Below are 15,962 nucleotides of genomic sequence, written 5' to 3'. Positions count from 1 at the left end.
AGGCGTTAGCGGGCTTCGCGTTTGAAATCACTGAGTGCCTTACTAAGCTGGAGCAGCTGCTGGTCGGTCATCTGGGGCGCGGTGCGGGCAAAGTTTACCAGTCGCAACAACTCATCGACGCGAGGCCGGGTGAGACCGGATTTCTGGCTCAGCCGCTCCCGGAACTCCTCGTCGCCAAAGTCCGGGCTGGTTTCCTGGAAGCGGGTGCGCAGGTAATCCATAAAGAGCCCAACCTTTTTCTCAGCAATCAGCGCGTGGCTGCTGCCCTGGCGGTAGAGGCTGGCTACTGTGCGTGTAAACAGCAGCGTGGTATTGGGCAAGGGGTTGATGGTGGGAATGATGCGCTGACGCCGCCGGGCACCCGTGAACATAAACAAAACCGCGCCGGCCAGGGTCACATAGTAGGCTATCCGCAACGCTTCGTGAGCCACCAGCACCCGTAGCAGCGACTGCTCTCCCACCGGGCCCTGCTTCTGATACTCGTCCCAGAACGTGCGGCGGGCTGGCAGGTAGCGCAACGCCGCACCCGCAAACTGCTGGGAGCCGGGCCGCAGAAAGTAGAAATTGCTAAACGCCGCCGGCACCGAGCACAGGTAAAAATGCCCGCGGCCGTGCGGAACCTCGACGTATACGGCCCGGCCTTTTTCGTCGGTGGCCAGGGTGTGGCCCGCGTGGCCGGTTCTCAGTACGAAGCGGTGGCGAGCCTCCTTGCCCGGCAGCTGGCAACGCACTGCCGCCAGTGCCGGATTGGCGAAGCGCAATTCCACCGAATCGGGCAAAAGCAGCGGGCGTACGCCTTCCCGAATGGGCGGGTCGAGGCGTTCGACGCGCACGCCCAGCGAATCGAGAAAGGCCCCGTACAGGTCTTCGGCGGTAATAAATACGTTGTTGCCACGCCGGGCATAAGCCAGCAGGGTCCGCACATCGAGTGGGGAGTTGCCGAACTCGTTGTTGATGTACAGGTAGTTGGCGTGTTCCTCCCGCAAAGGCAAGGACGCGGTATCAACTTCCGTGGGCTCTTCGGACGAACGATATTGGCGTGACTCCTCGGACGCATCATCGGGGGAAGCTCCCGTGAGCTGGTTGTAGGCGGGCAGGCGCACTACTTCAACGGAATCGGTGCCGAGCAGGCGCGGCAACTGGTCGAACAGGGCGTAGGTGCCGTAGGGAATCTTGTCGGTATTGATGTAGGTCGGCGTCCAGTCCAGGGGTTTGGGGCGGTGCGATTCTACCAGCACGTAGGCTCCAAAAAGCAGGACCAGCCCCAGCGCATACAGCCGGAAAGTGGTGATGTGGCGCTTCATCGGGCAGCGGTGAAAGCGGTGGAAGATGCGGTGCGTACGGCGCGTTGGGCCTCGCGCACCGGCCCGTACTGCGCGGCCGTGAGCGGCAGCTCGCCGTACCAGACATACTCAAACTGGCGTGTGGCTACCCGAAAGGTTTCCCGCAATGGCCCGGCCGGCAGCTCGTGCAAGTAGGCGTGGTTGGTTTTGTTGGGCTCCCACCGGATGCGGCCTTCGTCGCTGAGGTGTTTCAGGGCTTCGAGGTAGCCCAGGCGCACGGCTAGGCGGTAGTTGCCGGCATCTTCGGCTTCGGCCAGGCGGGCTGGGAAGTCTACCCCGTGAATGTCTTCTTCCAGCACATCATAGTCGAGCCCGGTGCGGCGACGGCTGCGCCCGAAGGCGCCGGTCAGGTCCACTTGCAACAGCTTGAGTACGGCAAACACCAGGGCTGCCACCATGGCTGTGTACCAGCCATATTTCCAGGTCAGCCGGCCGCCGTTGGTGCTCAGCAGCCGGTTGAGCCAGCGGCCCAGCCAGCTCCAGAACCGGTCCCAGAGGCCTAAGTCGTCGTCAGAAGGCTCCACGTAGCGGAAGTTCAACTCGTCCCGGAGCCGGCGCAGGCGGGCTTCGTCCGGGCGGCGCTCGGGTAGGGGCGTGGTGCGGTCGGGCGGCAGGGGCCACGCCTGAATCTGCTCATTGGCTTTGGCCAGCGGCTCGGCGGGCTTTTCGGTTGGGGCGGGGGCGGCGGGTGGTGCGGGCGCTTGCGGCTGGGCCGCCAGGGGCACCTGGGCCAGCAGCAGCAAGGCTACTGGCAGTGCCCGCACGCCGCGCCTGAACACTGGGAGCACGGCAGGATTAGTATTCGCCTTCCTCATCGGGGCGGTAAAACTGGCTGGTGGTTTCGGGTGCGGCCGTCTGGCCCAGCATGGCCAGCTGCTGCCGGGCCCCAATGCTATCGCGCCGCTCGGCCAGGTTGAAGTACTGAAAGCCCAGGGCCAGCAGCGGCAACGCCAGCAGCAGCACGGCGCTGCCGGAGTAAAGCAGCGTAGCGGCCTGCATCAGCAGCGAAGTGTCGTGCGGAGCCCCATTGCTGGTCAGCTGAAGGATGTCCATCATCAGCAGGCCGTACATGGGAATGGCGAAAATGTAGCTCATGGTGCTCTGGATAATGGCCATCACCATCAACAGCCCAAACGTCGACCACCATTTACCCTTAATGAGGTAAAAGCAGCGTGTGAGGGCTTGCAAGGGCCCCACATCTTCGAGCCAGAGCACCGGAAAGTAGAGCGACAGGCAGCCCGCAATCCACATGAGAGCCGCATACAGCAGAAAGACGAGCAAAATGGCCCAGCCCACCCCGCCCAGCGCCGCTATGCCGGCAAACACTACCCCAAACACCAGCATTACTACGAACGACAAGCCGAACAACAGCAGGCAGGCCAGCACCATGCGGCCCAACCGGGGGCGCATCCAGTCCCATACCTGGCGGGGCTGCACGGTTTCGGTAGCGGGCAGGTTCAGGCGTACCCGCAGGTAGGTGTACACGGTGCTGCTCAGCAAAAGAAAGGCCGTGAAGCTGCCCAGAACGGTAAGCAGCAGGCCCACGCCGCCCCAGCCCCGGTACATAGCCAGCGGGTCGAGGCTGCTCATCGCATTTGCCCCGCTCTGCTGCGCCCCCCGAAACAGCGAGGCATAAAATCCGGTGGCCGGTCCCATAAACATGCCCAAGCCGATGCCCATGAGCAACGCGCCGGGCAAGGCGAAGTATGCCAGGCATTTCAGCAAGGGCTTGAATTGGGAGCTGACAAAGTCGAACGTCGCGCTGACTTTGCTGCCAAAGTCCCGCTCGCGGCGAAAGTCCGATTCCTGGGTAAAAAGAAGTTTCATGAGGATGGAAAGGAAGCGTTTTTAAGGCTCAACATGGCGGGTAGGCAGGGCCATCGCCAAAGCTACGCCAAGCGGGCCAACCGCCGGCGCACCTGACCCGGGTAGATGCCAAAATACCAGCCAATGAAAGCCGCTGATGTGCCAATAATGGTGAGGCTGGCAGCAATGGGCATTTCCGTGTGGCGCGTCACGAAGCCTTCCAGAAAGCCGGCCACCACAAAAATCGGGACCAGGCCGATGGCCAGCTTCAGCCCGTCGCGGGCGGCCTGGCGAAACGACTCGGCCCGCGAGTAGGTGCCCGGGAACAGAAAGCCGGCGCCCATCACCATTCCGGCCCCACCGGCCAGCACAATGGCCGAAATTTCCAGCGTGCCGTGAATCCAGATGGTGAGGAAGGATTGCAGCCCCACGCCTTTGTCAAAAAAGAAGTACTGAAACGAGCCCAGCATCATGCCCGTGCGAAATAGCTCGACGATGGAACCCAGCCCCAGGCCCACGCCAAAGACGAACACCCGCAGCGAAACATAAATGTTGTTGAGCGTGATAAACAGAAACATCGGCGCCTCGCTCTCAGTCTTGTACACGCCCATGGGGTCACCGCGCCGGATGTTTTCCAGCGTCATGTTTACGTAGCCGTCGCCCAGCACCACGCGCACAAACCGGTCGTCGAGTGCCGCCGACAGTGCCCCGATGGCCGTGAACACCACAAACAGCAGCGCCGCCACCCGCAGCGTGCGGTGGTGCTTGGCCACCAGTAGCGGCAGTTCCTCGGCCCAGAACTGCCCGAAGCGGCCCGTATTTTCGGGCTTGTTGCGGTAGAGGCGCTGGTGCAGCTTGGTTGTGAGGTTGTTGAGGTAAGCCGTGGTTTGGCTGTTGGGATAGAAGGTTTGGGCGTAGGCCAGGTCGTCGGTCAGGGCTACGAAGCGGGCAGCCAGCTCGTCGGGATTGGTCGCTGGCTGCTGCTCGTATTGCTGCCAGCGCGGCTGGTTTTGCTGCAGGAAAGCGGGTTCACGCATGGGGAGTGGGGGTGTGGGTTGCGGGTAGGAGGCTGGGGACGACAGCGCAATAACCCGATTTTTTTCGTTGCTAAGGACGAAGAAACTAGATTTGAGCTTTGCGGTGCTTTATGCGCGTTTATATTTTCATTTGCTCCCAAGTTTTCTATACCCGCCTACCCTCACACCCGCGTACTCTAAAGTAATGGCCACCATCCGCGTCCACACTGCCCAAAATGTTACCCTGGAATACGAAGTCGCCAGTCTGGGCGACCGTATCACGGCGGCTATTATTGACAATGTCATCCTTGTTGCCTGGATAGCCGCCTGCTTCCTGGTTTTCTCCAGTCTGATGGACCTTGGCAGAAACAGCAACGGGAGCATAGTGGGCGTTATCCTGGTGGGGTTGCTGGTGGGTATTCCTTACGTCTTCTACAACCTCATCTGTGAGGTGTATTTCAATGGCCAAAGCCTGGGAAAAAAGGCTCGCAACATCCGGGTGATGCGCCTCGACGGCACGGCCCCGCGGCTGGGCGACTACCTGCTGCGCTGGCTGCTGCGCATTATCGACGTGGGGCTGTTTAGCGGCATGGTGGCCGTTATCACCATTGCTGCCAATGGCAAGGGCCAACGCCTTGGCGACCTGGCTGCCGGTACTACCGTCATCAAAATCAGGCCGGTGGCGCCGCACGCCGTGCCCACCGCCGCCGACCTAACGGCCGTAGCCGGCTACCAACCCGTCTTCCCCCAGGCCGCCTTGCTCGCCGACCACGACGTGACGCTGATACGACAGCTGCTGCAACGCGCCGCCAGCCACAACGACTACCTGCTGCTGAACGAAATAGCCAACAAAGTGAAAACCATCACCGGCATCCAAACCAGCTTGCAGGACGAGCCCTTCCTCAAAACCATTCTGCGCGACCACGCGCACCTGGCCCAGGCATAAAGTGTGGTCGGCGGGTAACAGGGGCATCGGTCGGACCATGTGCCGGATACACAAAAAGGCCCCACTGATAGTCAGCGGGGCCTTTTTGTGGAAGCCAAATAAACTAATAACCTATTCCACCGCCAGTTGGCGCGTGGCGGTGGCCTGCCCGTCAACCATGAGGCGCACGAAGTACAGGCCGGGCTTAACCGTGCCAGTGTTCCAGTTCAGGGCTTGTGGGCCGGCTGGCAATAGCTCTGCGGTCTGGGTGGCTACGCGGCGGCCGGTATTATCGAATACGCTCAGTTCGGCGCGGCCAGCACGGGGCAGCGTGAAAGTGAGGGCGGTGCTGCCGTGGGCAGGGTTGGGGTAAAGGCTGACACCCGAGGCCAAATCGGTGCGCTCGCGCACGGCCGTGACCACACCGGCCGGGCCGGCTACTGCAATGTCGCGGGCGGCCAGGCCGTTGCCAATGGCCCCGACCAGCGTAGTGGCCCCGGTGGTCAGGTTCACGGTGTAGAAATTGGTGTTGGCGGTCGTGCCGGGGTTGGCTACCAGGTAAGCGGTGTTAGTGCCAGCCACCGAGGAATAAATGTCCAGGTCCAGGCTCGAAGCCGTGGCGTTGGCCGTGATTCCGGTGGTACCCACGGTGTTCAGGGTGCCGTTGTTTGGCGGGTTCTGAGTGGTGAGGATGTTCAAACTTAGGTCGTAGTTGTAGAGCGTGGTGGCGGCAGCAGTAGCACCAGCTACGCTATTGGTGTAAGCCACGGCGCCAATGTTGGGCGTAGCGGCAGCATTGGCATCGGTGGTGGCGTAAGCCAGCTGCGTGTCGGTGCCCGCAATGGTGCCGTCGAGCGGATTCAGGCGGTAGTTGGCGCGGTTGGAAGCCACCACCCGAATGCGGTCCACCATCGGGTTGAAATCGAAGCCCACTTTGCCCGTGCCCAGCTCCAGGCGCACGGCGGTCCCCACGGCCGTAGCTACCCCGGTCACCGCATTCACTGCATACACCTGCGCATTGGTACCGGGGGCCGCCAATGCGGCATCGTAGCCCAACGCATACAGCGTGTTGGTAGCCGGGCGAATATCCAGGCCCACCAAGGTTTGAGTAGCCGCCATGCCAGTGAGGCCAACGGAGGTCCGGATAGTGCCTGGCAGGGCCGTATCGAAAGAAAGCAGGTTGGTGCCGGCCAGGGCATAGGCCAGGTTGCCGGTTACGGTGGGCGGCACCGTGCGTGTGATTTGCAGCGCGATATCAGTGAAAGCCGTCTGGCTGCCTCCCGAGCCTGCACTGCCCAGGCCACCTACCAGCGTGGTGGCACCGGTGGTTAGGTTCACGGTGTACAGCTGGTTAGTGAAGGCTACCGTGCCACTCGTCGAAACGGATAAATAAGCCTGATTGGTACCGGTGCTGGGGTTGTAGCGAATATCCAGGTCGGCATTGAAAGTGGTGCCAGAAGTAGGGATACCCAGGCTGCCCACAGTATTGAGGGTACCGTTGTTGGGTGGGTTTTGCAGGGTGAGGCGGGAGTTTGCCTCATCAATATCGTATAGCGTAGTGGCCGTTGCACCAATGTAGCTATTGGTATAGGCCACCGTGCCCACGCCGGGCGACTGGCCCGCATTGGCATCGGTGGTGGCATAGGCCAGATTGCCATCGGTAGCTGCCAGGGCCCCGGTAACGGGGTTCAGGCGGTAGTTGGTATTGTTGCTGCCCGTCAGCCGAATACGGTCCACGGTGGGGTTGAAATCGAAGCCGATGCGGCCCAGGTTGCTGCCCAGGTTCACTGGCACCGTGCCGCCCGTCTGGGTAAGCACTCCAGTCGTGACGTTGAGTACATAAAGCTGCACCTGCATGGCCGTCACGCTGTAGCCGGCCACGTATAGCTGCCCCGTATTAGGGCGGCTGTCCATACCCACCAGGACCTGGCCAGCTGCCAGGCCTATGATGGGCACGGTGCTGGTGAATGTATTAGGCGCGGTCACGTCGAAGGTGACGAGGCTGGAGGCAGTCGCGGAAGTGCTTATCAACCCGTAGGCCGTTTGGGCCACTGCTGGCGCGGTACTCAACAAAAGCAGGCCGGCGGCCAGCGAAGCCAACCGCAGTGAAGTAGAATGGTGTTTCATGATATCGGGATGGAGAAAGAATGAATGGGTTTGTGGCAGGAATTACGTGAGCCCGGCCAAAGGAGATTTAAATTAATCTGCTTTTAATTCAGGCAATTGCTGCGCCTTATCCCCGCTTTCTACATGCTGAACCCTGTTGTGGCAGACCACAAAAAAGCCCTCACCACCTGATGAGCAGGGGTGAGGGCTAAAAAGCAAGAGCCGAACTGGCTAGCAGCTTACCACGGCACGGGCTGGTTCTGCCAGGTAACGAAGCTGCCGTTTTCTTCGGCGTGCAGCTGCTCGGCTAGGCGAATGATGCCGCGGGCCGAGTCGGCGGGGTCTTGGGTGGCATGGTCGCCGCCCATGTCGGTCCGCATCCAGCCGGGGTCTACTATCACTGAAATCAAGCCGTATATGCCGATTTCGGCGGCCAGGCTGCGCATGTACATATTCATGGCGGCCTTGCTGGCGCTGTAGTGGTAAGGGTCGCCGGTGGCTTTCCAGGTCAGCGAGCCCTGGCCCGAGGATATGCTGAGAATGCGGCCTTTGCTCCCGTTGCGCAGCAGCGGCAGCAGCGCCTGCGCCACCAGCAGCGGCCCAATGGCATTAACCTGCATGGTTTCCATGGCGTCTTCGTGGGTGAGCTGGCCGAGGCGCTGGTGGGCGTCGCCAGAGCCCGCGTGCGGATACACACCGGCATTATTGATGAGCACATCCAAGCCATCGGTGGCGGCTTGCACGGCCTGGGCGGCAGCGGTAATGGATTCGGCGCTGGTTACGTCGAGGGGCAGCAGGGTGAGGCGTTCGGGGTATTGACGGCGCAGGCGCTGCAGGTCGCCCGCGTCGGCGGGCTGCCGGCTGGCGGCAAACACCTGGTCGCCGCGCTCCAGGTACTGGCGGGTAAGTTCGAGGCCCAGGCCCCGGTTGGCTCCGGTGATGAAAACGCGCATGTGGTGATTTGGGGATTAGCTTGAAGAATTGGGGCCGAAGTTTACGCACAAAAGGCCGACCAGTGGCAACGTTTGCACATAGCTTTTTTGCGAATAGCCCTAATTTACCGCTTCTTTTCAGCCTTCAAAATTGCAAAAGCCCCGCTCGTTATGGACGTTACAATGACCAGTCTTTCTGCCGCCGAAGCCCGTGTCCTGTTGCCGCAGCTACACGAATTACTGCACGACGCCGTCGATTCGGGGGCCTCGGTGGGCTTTCTACCGCCATTGGCTACCGCCGAAGCGCAGGAATACTGGCAAAGCGTATTCGCAGCCATGGAAGCCGGACACCGCCTGCTGCTTGTCGCCCGCGCACCCAGCGAAACCGACTTGCTCGGCGCGGTGCAGCTCGACCTTGCCACCCGGCCCAACTCCCTGCTCCGGGCCGAAGTCTCCAAGCTGCTGGTGCACCGCCGGGCGCGTCGGCAAGGCGTGGGCCGCCGGCTGCTGCAAGCGTTGGAAGCAGAAGCCCGCCGCCTGAACCGCACCACGCTCATCCTCGACACCCGGCACGGTGACCACGCCGAGCAGCTCTACCAAAGCATGGGCTACCAGTTTGTGGGCGCTATTCCGGAGTATTTCATCAACCACGACGGCCAGCCACACGCCACGGCGGTGTACTACAAACTGCTGGCTGCTACCAATGAGTGAGTAAATGAGCAGCCGGCCTATCTTTGCATAACAGGTGTTCTTTAACAGAGATAAATTGCTGATTTCCGGCAACTTTTTCTTGATAACGCTTTACAACTAGTGCAGCTGATACCCGTCAAGGTTACAATATCGGCCACCGACAAGTCCTTTGCTAGCGCTTTTATCAGCTTGGCCACCTTCTCAACATTGCGCCCCGCTGGCCGGCCCAGGTATTTGTCCTGCTACTTGACCAAGGTCTTCTGTTAATTGTTCTCGCGCTCGTACTGATTGGACAAGGAGAACACCCCAATTATCATTTTGCTGGCGGGCGTACGCGAGTCGATGCCTAGGTCTAAGGCGTGGAAATGCAAACCGCGGCAGTTGAAATCCTCCACCAACTGAATCGTGTACACCGTATTGCGCCCGAGCCGCGCCAGCCTGTTCACTACTACCGTGTCGCCCTCGCGCACGGTAGCCAGCCACTCGTCGAGCGGGAGGCTACGGGTGTGGGTGCCGGATACTTCTTCTGAAAGATGCAGATGCACCCAGTGTGGGTTAGCTCTTCAAACTGCGTAGCAAGGTTCTGGGTGGCCGCCGAAACACGAGCTTATCTACCGTTACTTTAAACGGTTTTAGCGGGCCAAGCGATTCTGGCAAACCAGCGCACATCCTAAGGAAAGGTGAATTTGGTAAGTTTGCCGCATGTCAAAGCCCGAGGGTCTCCCCGAATTTTATCAGCACCACTTCCAAAATACCCCGGATACCCGGCCTACAGACCTGGGGCAGGTCAATGTATTTCGCTTGGAAGAGTCACTCGTCCTCGGCGCCGAGCCCGTGCAGTTCAGCCGGCGCGATTTTTATAAAATCGCGCTGCTGCGCTGCGGTCACAGTACATATCACTACGCCGACCAACGAGTAGAGGCAATTGGCCCCGCGTTATTGTTTTTCACTCCGCAACTACCCTACACCCGACAACTGCTCTCAGCGGAAATAACCGGCTTTTTTTGCATTCTTCGCCAAGACTTCTTTCAGGAACGCGGGGGGATGAACCTCACCGAACAACCTTTCTTCCGGCCCGGGAGCGTGCTCATCCACCCCCTCACGGTTCCCCAAGCGGTAGAGGTGAGTGCCTTGTTCGAGAAAATGCTGACCGAACTCGCCTCCAACTATCTGCTCAAGTACGACCTGCTGCGTACCTACGCCGCTGAGTTGTTGCACTACGCCCTCAAACTGCGGCCGGCCGATACCAACTACCAGCCGTGCGATGCCAAAGCGCGCCTAACAGCCGTGTTTTTAGCGTTGCTCGAACGGCAGTTTCCCATTGAGTCCCCCACCCAGCGGGTTGCCTTACGCTTGGCTCGCGATTTTGCCCAGCAGTTGGCCGTGCACCCCAACCACCTCAACCACTGTGTGCGGGCCACGACCGGCAAAACCACCACCGCCCACATTGCGGCCCGCTTAAGCAGCGAAGCCAAAGCCCTGCTCTGGCACACGGACTGGAACATTGCCGAAGTAGGCTACAGCCTAGGGTTTGACGAGCCCGCGCATTTCAATTACTTCTTTAAAAAGCAAACCGGACTTACGCCATCTGCTTTTCGGCGTCTTTGAATTTCGTAAGTATCTCCGTGAATTTGGTAACCAGCGGCTAAGCTATCGGCCGAACTTTGCCGTCGTTAAACAGGCAGCATAGTGGCAGCAGGCTGTCCGGAAGGGGGGCTTTGTGCGACTCCCGGTGCAGCGGTTTAACTCTATTTATTCACGAACATCCGCTTTGTGCGGGACCCCACTTTTGCCATGGTAAAAATGCTTATTACCCTGAAGCGCCGCGTCGGCATGAGCCAGCAGGAGTTTAAAGACTATCGCCGGGACGTGCATGAGCCCCTGCTGCTCGCCATTCCCGAAGCATAGTACATGCGTCGATTCGTCGTCTCTTATCCCCTTCCAGCCGCTGGGTTTGGCGAGCCGAGCTACGATGCGGTGGTGGAAGCTTGGTTCGACAGCCTAGAGGACCTGAACGCGTTGTTCTTTTCCGAAAACTTTCAGACCAAAGTTGACCCTGACCATTCTAACTTCCTCGACATGACCCAAGGTGGGACAATCATCTCCGAAGAACTCGTCATTGTCGGAGGACGACAAGCGTAGGACGGAACTAGTCCCATTGAGCGGAACAGCTTAGGGCTGTTGCTGAAAAAGAATGGCACGGTGGTTTGCGTTTCACTTGCACCTACTTTAGCGGTAAGCCCAAGCTTACCGCTAAAGTAGGTGGTCAATTCCTGTCGGTGCTCCACATCCAGTTTAGTCTAGCGTGTGAACTGTGGTTCAGCGAAAGGTGATTCAAACAAGCTAACTGCCTTTTTATGTGCTGCTAACTGCCATTGACAACACATAAAAAAGCAGTCTTACACTTCGCAGTCGATTTCAAATTTCTCGTAATTATTCCTAAAACAAAAGGAGCGGCCGTGGATACGGCCGCTCCTTTTGTTTTAGGAATAATGGCGTTTGGAAACTACCCAGCAGCCACAGCCTTGCGGCGTGAGCTGGTTTTGGGCAGGCGTTCTTCGCCCTGGGCCAGCAGTTCGTCATCGCGCTCCGTTTTCTTCACCCAGCTCACGGAGTACAAGTCCTTACGGCGGTCGCGCAGGTTGCGTACAGCGCCGCTGGTATTCAAGTCCTTGAGTAAGTCCAAGTCGAGGTCGGCGATTAGGGTCATCTCCGTATTTGGCGTGGCCTCAGCTACGATGGCATCGTGCGGGAAGGCGAAATCGGAGGGGCTGAACACAGCCGACTGCGAGTACTGAATGTCCATGTTCTCGACGCGCGGCAGGTTGCCCACCGAGCCGGTGATAGCCACGTAACACTCGTTCTCAATGGCGCGGGCCTGGGCGCAGAGGCGCACGCGCTGGTAGGCGTTCTTGGTATCGGTCCAGAAAGGTACGAACAGGATTTTCATGCCCTCGTCGCTCAGCATGCGGGCCAGCTCTGGAAATTCCACATCGTAGCACACCAGGATGCCGATTTTACCAAAATCCGTATCGAAGCACTTCAGCTTTTCGCCGCCGCGCATCCCCCAATAGCTGGCTTCGTCGGGCGTCACGTGCAGCTTGTACTGCTCATCCACGGTGCCGTCGCGGCGGCATAAGAAGGCCACGTTGTGCAGCTTCTCGTCTTCGTACACCGGCATCGAGCCCGCTACGATGTTGATGTTGTAGCTTACCGCCAGTTCCATCATCTTGGCCTTAATGGGCTCGGTGAAAGCCGCCATGGCCCGAATAGCCACGGCCGGCGAGTCCTCATTGGTGAGGGCCATCAGCGGCGCATTGAAGAACTCAGGGAACATCACGCAGTCAGCCTTGTACCCGCTTACTGTATCCACGAAAAACTCAATTTGCTGCAACAGGTCTTCTAAGCTGCGGGTGGCGCGCATCTGCCACTGCACAATGCCGATGCGCACATTGGATTTCTGATTGCCGATGAGCTTTTCCGTTTCCTCATAATATACGTTAATCCACTCCAGCAGTGTGGCGTAAGCCTTTGATTCGGAGTCGTAGGGCAGGTAGCCCCGAATGATTTTCCGGACATAGAAATCATTCGAGAGCTGAAAGGTGAGAATGGGGTCGGTCAGCTCCTTATTGCGCACCTTTTCCACGTACTTGGCAGGCGTCATCTCGTTGGCATAGCTGGCGTAGCCGGGAATGCGGCCGCCCGCCACCATGGCGCGCAGGTTCAGGTTTTCACACAGCTCCTTGCGAGCGTCGTAGAGGCGGCGGCCCAGGCGCAGGCTGCGGTATTCGGGGTCCACAAATACATCCACGCCATACAGGGTGTCGCCGTCGGCATCGTGGGTGTCGAACTTGCCGTGGCCCGTGATTTTGGCGTACGTGTGCTTGTCGCCAAACTTGTCGTAGTCCACGATAATGGCCAGGGCCGCCGCCACCAGCCGGCCATTGTCCTCGATGCCAATCTGGCCTTCGGGAAACTTACGAATCAGGTTACTGAATTCTTCGGACGACCACGCGCCTTCCATGTTGGAATACACTTGGTCCATGATGTCCTTGATGGCCTTGAAATCGGAGCGACGCAGGGTGCGCAGCACCAGTTTGTGGGCCGGTACGGCGGTAGGCGTCAGGCGTTCGGCTGCCAGTGCTGGGCTGGGCTTGCCTACTTTTTTAGCGTGGGCGCCACCGGGGGTGGCATGGCCATTGGATGCGGCTGATTTGCCGTTGGAAGAAGTTGCCATAATGAACGAGGTAATCAGTAGTTAGTAGTCGATAGTCAGAGCCGGGCGAATGTAGCCCGAAGCCGTGCTTCAGCCCGCGTTAAACAATTGCTACCGAGGCGAAGTGCAGCCTATGTGTGCGTTCGTTTGAATCAGGCCCAACAAATTTATCCGTGAAAAAACCCGTTGATGACATGCACCAACGGGTCTTCAAACGGCAAAACACCCAAAACGGTGCGGTTTGCCCAAAAACTACTCGCGTACCACTCGCCGCGTGGCCGTGCCGTGCGCCGTTTGCACCGTGAGCAGCGCCACTCCCCGGAAGGTGCCGAAGGCATCTGCATCGAGGTTAATCAGGCTCGTGCCGCCGTTGAATGCGCGGCGGAACAACAGCCGGCCCACCAAATCGGTGGCCGATACGGTGAGGGGCCCGCTGCCCGCCGGCACCGTGAGGGCCAGGGGTCTGCCTATGGCCGAAGGATTGGGGTAGGTGCTTAGCGCGGCATCAGTAGCCGCATCGCGGGTGGCCAGCAAGCTGATGCGGCGGTAAATGTCGCGGTACTCCACGTTGGTCACGGTTTCCTGCCCGCCGATTTCGCGTGTCGTGATGGTGAGCACCGGCACGTGCTGGGTTTTGGCCAGCCATTTATACTCGCGGGTCAGCGGCAAATCGAAGCCCTGGCCCGCCATGCCACCAATGGCCAGACTGTCGTGGTCGATGAGTTTGGCCACGACGCGTACCGTCTGGAAGGTGCCGAAGGGCGTGATGAGCGTGCCCCAAGCATCGGGAGTGTTCACGCGCTTGCGCTTCTGGCTGATATAGCCGATAGAGGAAATGATTGAAGGCGTGGAAAAGAAGGAGTTGCTGGAATCTCGCGAACTGGCAAAGCTCAGCGGAAAGCGGTAGATAACGTCCTGCTGGGCTTGGCTGGCATAGGTAACGGGCAGTGCCGAGCCCGCCAGCGAAGCTCCAAAGCCCACCGAGCGGAAGTCCTGCTGGGCCGCCGTACTCCCCGATACATTATAGAACTGGTAGGAGTCGGTGACGGGAATGGGCAGCGTCACGGGGAGCAGGGGCAGCGACTGGGGTGACGCTACCGTGGCCCGGTTCACGCCGCTCAGCAGCGACCCAAATGTGAGGCCGTATACCGGGGAAACAGCCGTAGCGGTAGCCAGCGGCACAAAAGACTCCACGCGCTGCGATACCGGGACCAGCGTGGTGTAGTTCCAGGTTTGGTTGGCGCCCCGGCGGCTGAGGGGCGGGGCAGTGCTGGGCAGCACCGGGCTGGCCACGCTCAGGCGCAGACTGTCGACGCCGGCAGTCAGGGATGGCATGTCCGTGCGGTCGATGATGGGGGAGGTCTGGGCCAGGGCCGGCGCGGCGGTTAGGAGCAAAAAGGGTAGGAGTCGGCGCATATAATCGCAAGTATGGGTGGCTACGAAGATACGCCCGTACCCCGCGTTCCGGGTAGTTTGGAAGTTGGCTGCCGTTGAGTAGATGGGCCTGATGCCAGTTGCGGAGTAGCCGCGACGCGGCTATTGTGCAACGGAGCGCTATCTGGCTATAGGCTGCCTTTATTAGACGGCTGCGCCTTCGAGCTAGAAAATGTCCATCAGGCGCAACGCTATGCCAAGGCCTGACAAATAGCATTCGGCTTATGCCGGAGGCCATAAAAGGCTGTGGGAGGACGAAATATACCTAATAGTAGGTATTGTAGGCCTTCTGTGGCTAGTCTTCCTTTGTGACCGTTTTAAGTTGCGCGTAACTAGCACCTTTCTGCTTATTAATAAGACTATTATCGGTCTGCTTCAAGTGAAGTCTACCGATAACTCCATTCCTAATTCATTCAAAATAACCCTTTGTTGCCACTTTTTATGAAAAAAACCTTACTCTTCAATTTATGCTCGCTGGCTTTGCTGGCTCTGCTTGCTTTCAACGTGACTCCGGCCCAGGCCCGCGTCTGGCGCATCGACAATAACACCGGCGCGGCGGCCGACTTCGCCCAAGGCGCCGCAGCCATTGCCGATAGCCGCGTGGTGAACGGTGACACCCTGTATTTCAGCGGCAGCACCACGGTCTACTCTAATCTCACCGTCAACAAGCGGCTGGTGATATTTGGGGTCGGCTACTACCTCGACCAAAATCCCAATACCCAGGTTGCTTTTAGTACCGCTAAGGTCAGTTCGATTGACTTTCGGGTGGGTTCGGCCGGCTCTGAGATGCAGGGCATGGAGGTAACAAGCTCGGTTAACATCTATGTGAGTAATATATCAGTGCGGCGTAATCTAGGTGCTTACGTGTATATAAACGCCGGGACAGGCTATGGCGCGACTGCGGAAGTTAACGTGAGTGGAATCTTTGTCTCCCAAAACTGGCTGTCGTACTTCAGTACCAGTGTGTCAGGCGGTACTATTTCGAACGTATTCTTTACCAATAATTACGTCTCTGGTTCTGGCATCAGCACCGGTACTGCTGGCGTGACAGTAGCTCAAAACGTAATCAATGCGACCGGCATCAACACTACCAGTAGCTACATCTACAACAACATCATGCTCAATGGTGGCAGCGTGAGCGGTACGGGCAATTCCTACAACAACAACATCTGCAATGCCACCCAGTTTGCCACCGGCAATGGCAACCAGCAGAACGTGAACATGGCCAACGTGTTTGTGAGCACCACCACGGGCTCGACGGACGGGCGCTACATGCTGAAAACCGGCTCCCCGGCCCTGGGTGCGGGCATCAATGGCGAGGACTGCGGCATGTTTGGGGGTAGCGATGCTTACGTGCTGAGCGGAATGCCACCTATTCCCTCCATCTGGTTCTTCTCCCAGCCCAGCGTCGTGCCGGCTTCGGGGGCGTTGCAGGTTCGTTTGAAGGCTTCGTCGCACAACTAATTGCTGGCCGTGCTGCGGGCAGGCGCGGCC

General features: G+C 59.1%; 15 protein-coding genes. 6 read left to right on the top strand and 9 right to left on the bottom strand.

The genetic code is table 11. The annotated features are described in order from the left end of the window. Positions 1 to 5 precede the first annotated feature (5 nt). From J4E00_RS27065 to J4E00_RS27050, 4 genes are all read right to left on the bottom strand, one after another. The gene (locus J4E00_RS27065) at positions 6 to 1,304 is read right to left on the bottom strand and encodes a DUF4350 domain-containing protein (RefSeq protein ID WP_208178479.1); all 1,299 of its coding nucleotides are present in this window, start codon (positions 1,302 to 1,304) and stop codon (positions 6 to 8) included. Then, entirely contained in the window at positions 1,301 to 2,131 is an 831-nt protein-coding gene (locus J4E00_RS30140; RefSeq protein WP_208178478.1) for a DUF4129 domain-containing protein, read from the bottom strand. The genes J4E00_RS27065 and J4E00_RS30140 overlap by 4 nt, the downstream gene beginning before the upstream one ends. 7 nt (positions 2,132 to 2,138) lie before the next feature. Then, positions 2,139 to 3,170, bottom strand: coding sequence for a hypothetical protein (locus J4E00_RS27055; RefSeq protein ID WP_208178477.1), 1,032 nt, complete (start codon positions 3,168 to 3,170; stop codon positions 2,139 to 2,141). A 62-nt stretch (positions 3,171 to 3,232) separates the two neighbouring features. Beyond that, positions 3,233 to 4,186, bottom strand: coding sequence for a stage II sporulation protein M (locus tag J4E00_RS27050; protein WP_208178476.1), 954 nt, complete (start codon positions 4,184 to 4,186; stop codon positions 3,233 to 3,235). 184 nt (positions 4,187 to 4,370) lie between these two features. On the opposite strand from J4E00_RS27050, the gene J4E00_RS27045 reads away from it, so the two are divergent. Continuing rightward, entirely contained in the window at positions 4,371 to 5,111 is a 741-nt protein-coding gene (locus tag J4E00_RS27045; RefSeq protein ID WP_208178475.1) for an RDD family protein, read from the top strand. Positions 5,112 to 5,222: 111 nt separating this feature from the next. On the opposite strand, the gene J4E00_RS27040 is transcribed toward J4E00_RS27045, so the two are convergent. Both J4E00_RS27040 and J4E00_RS27035 read right to left on the bottom strand, forming a co-directional pair. Next, positions 5,223 to 7,217 carry a DUF4394 domain-containing protein gene (locus J4E00_RS27040; protein ID WP_208178474.1) on the bottom strand — a complete coding sequence of 665 codons (1,995 nt, stop codon included), beginning with the start codon at positions 7,215 to 7,217 and terminating at the stop codon, positions 5,223 to 5,225. 218 nt (positions 7,218 to 7,435) lie between these two features. Next, positions 7,436 to 8,149: an SDR family oxidoreductase gene (locus J4E00_RS27035; RefSeq protein ID WP_208178473.1), complete on the bottom strand. Its 714-nt coding sequence runs from the start codon at positions 8,147 to 8,149 to the stop codon at positions 7,436 to 7,438. Between the two features lie 162 nt (positions 8,150 to 8,311). Between J4E00_RS27035 and J4E00_RS27030 the strand changes: the two genes are divergently transcribed. Then, on the top strand, positions 8,312 to 8,839 hold the full coding sequence (locus J4E00_RS27030; protein WP_208178472.1) for a GNAT family N-acetyltransferase: 528 nt from the start codon (positions 8,312 to 8,314) through the stop codon (positions 8,837 to 8,839). Positions 8,840 to 9,081: 242 nt separating this feature from the next. Here J4E00_RS27030 and J4E00_RS27025 read toward each other — a convergent pair whose 3' ends face one another. Then, the gene (locus J4E00_RS27025; RefSeq protein ID WP_208178471.1) at positions 9,082 to 9,363 is read right to left on the bottom strand and encodes a recombinase family protein; all 282 of its coding nucleotides are present in this window, start codon (positions 9,361 to 9,363) and stop codon (positions 9,082 to 9,084) included. 157 nt (positions 9,364 to 9,520) lie between these two features. On the opposite strand from J4E00_RS27025, the gene J4E00_RS27020 reads away from it, so the two are divergent. The 3 genes from J4E00_RS27020 (at position 9,521) to J4E00_RS27015 (ending at position 10,960) form a co-directional block, all read left to right on the top strand. Continuing rightward, complete coding sequence (locus J4E00_RS27020) at positions 9,521 to 10,426, top strand: helix-turn-helix domain-containing protein (protein ID WP_208178470.1); 906 nt, start codon at positions 9,521 to 9,523, stop codon at positions 10,424 to 10,426. Positions 10,427 to 10,621: 195 nt separating this feature from the next. Beyond that, on the top strand, positions 10,622 to 10,726 hold the full coding sequence (locus J4E00_RS29725; RefSeq protein ID WP_236050234.1) for an EthD domain-containing protein: 105 nt from the start codon (positions 10,622 to 10,624) through the stop codon (positions 10,724 to 10,726). Between the two features lie 3 nt (positions 10,727 to 10,729). Then, the gene (locus J4E00_RS27015; RefSeq protein WP_208178469.1) at positions 10,730 to 10,960 is read left to right on the top strand and encodes an EthD domain-containing protein; all 231 of its coding nucleotides are present in this window, start codon (positions 10,730 to 10,732) and stop codon (positions 10,958 to 10,960) included. Between the two features lie 364 nt (positions 10,961 to 11,324). Here the strand turns inward: J4E00_RS27015 and J4E00_RS27010 are convergent, their stop codons facing one another. Together J4E00_RS27010 and J4E00_RS27005 are read right to left on the bottom strand one after the other, a co-directional pair. After that, positions 11,325 to 12,863, bottom strand: a complete 1,539-nt coding sequence (locus J4E00_RS27010; protein WP_410779768.1) for a GNAT family N-acetyltransferase — start codon at positions 12,861 to 12,863, stop codon at positions 11,325 to 11,327. A gap of 423 nt (positions 12,864 to 13,286) precedes the next feature. Further along, a complete protein-coding gene (locus J4E00_RS27005; protein WP_208178467.1) occupies positions 13,287 to 14,450 on the bottom strand; it encodes a T9SS type A sorting domain-containing protein in 1,164 nt (387 codons plus the stop codon). A gap of 459 nt (positions 14,451 to 14,909) precedes the next feature. Between J4E00_RS27005 and J4E00_RS27000 the strand changes: the two genes are divergently transcribed. Continuing rightward, entirely contained in the window at positions 14,910 to 15,932 is a 1,023-nt protein-coding gene (locus J4E00_RS27000; protein ID WP_208178466.1) for a hypothetical protein, read from the top strand. Positions 15,933 to 15,962: the final 30 nt, after the last annotated feature.

It is taken from the genome of Hymenobacter negativus (genome assembly GCF_017571495.1).
GTDB lineage: Bacteria > Bacteroidota > Bacteroidia > Cytophagales > Hymenobacteraceae > Hymenobacter > Hymenobacter negativus.
This window is presented reverse-complemented; position numbering and strand designations above follow the sequence as displayed.

Excerpts from the sequence above, each read along its gene's own strand:
- J4E00_RS27045 (WP_208178475.1), top strand. The coding sequence starts at position 4,371 with ATGGCCACCATCCGCGTCCACACTGCCCAAAATGTTACCCTGGAATAC.
- J4E00_RS27065 (WP_208178479.1), bottom strand. The coding sequence starts at position 1,304 with ATGAAGCGCCACATCACCACTTTCCGGCTGTATGCGCTGGGGCTGGTC.
- J4E00_RS27015 (WP_208178469.1), top strand. The coding sequence starts at position 10,730 with ATGCGTCGATTCGTCGTCTCTTATCCCCTTCCAGCCGCTGGGTTTGGC.
- J4E00_RS29725 (WP_236050234.1), top strand. The coding sequence starts at position 10,622 with ATGCTTATTACCCTGAAGCGCCGCGTCGGCATGAGCCAGCAGGAGTTT.
- J4E00_RS27055 (WP_208178477.1), bottom strand. The coding sequence starts at position 3,170 with ATGAAACTTCTTTTTACCCAGGAATCGGACTTTCGCCGCGAGCGGGAC.
- J4E00_RS27005 (WP_208178467.1), bottom strand. The coding sequence starts at position 14,450 with ATGCGCCGACTCCTACCCTTTTTGCTCCTAACCGCCGCGCCGGCCCTG.
- J4E00_RS27050 (WP_208178476.1), bottom strand. The coding sequence starts at position 4,186 with ATGCGTGAACCCGCTTTCCTGCAGCAAAACCAGCCGCGCTGGCAGCAA.
- J4E00_RS27000 (WP_208178466.1), top strand. The coding sequence starts at position 14,910 with ATGAAAAAAACCTTACTCTTCAATTTATGCTCGCTGGCTTTGCTGGCT.
- J4E00_RS27020 (WP_208178470.1), top strand. The coding sequence starts at position 9,521 with ATGTCAAAGCCCGAGGGTCTCCCCGAATTTTATCAGCACCACTTCCAA.
- J4E00_RS27040 (WP_208178474.1), bottom strand. The coding sequence starts at position 7,217 with ATGAAACACCATTCTACTTCACTGCGGTTGGCTTCGCTGGCCGCCGGC.
- J4E00_RS27010 (WP_410779768.1), bottom strand. The coding sequence starts at position 12,863 with ATGGACCAAGTGTATTCCAACATGGAAGGCGCGTGGTCGTCCGAAGAA.
- J4E00_RS27030 (WP_208178472.1), top strand. The coding sequence starts at position 8,312 with ATGACCAGTCTTTCTGCCGCCGAAGCCCGTGTCCTGTTGCCGCAGCTA.
- J4E00_RS27035 (WP_208178473.1), bottom strand. The coding sequence starts at position 8,149 with ATGCGCGTTTTCATCACCGGAGCCAACCGGGGCCTGGGCCTCGAACTT.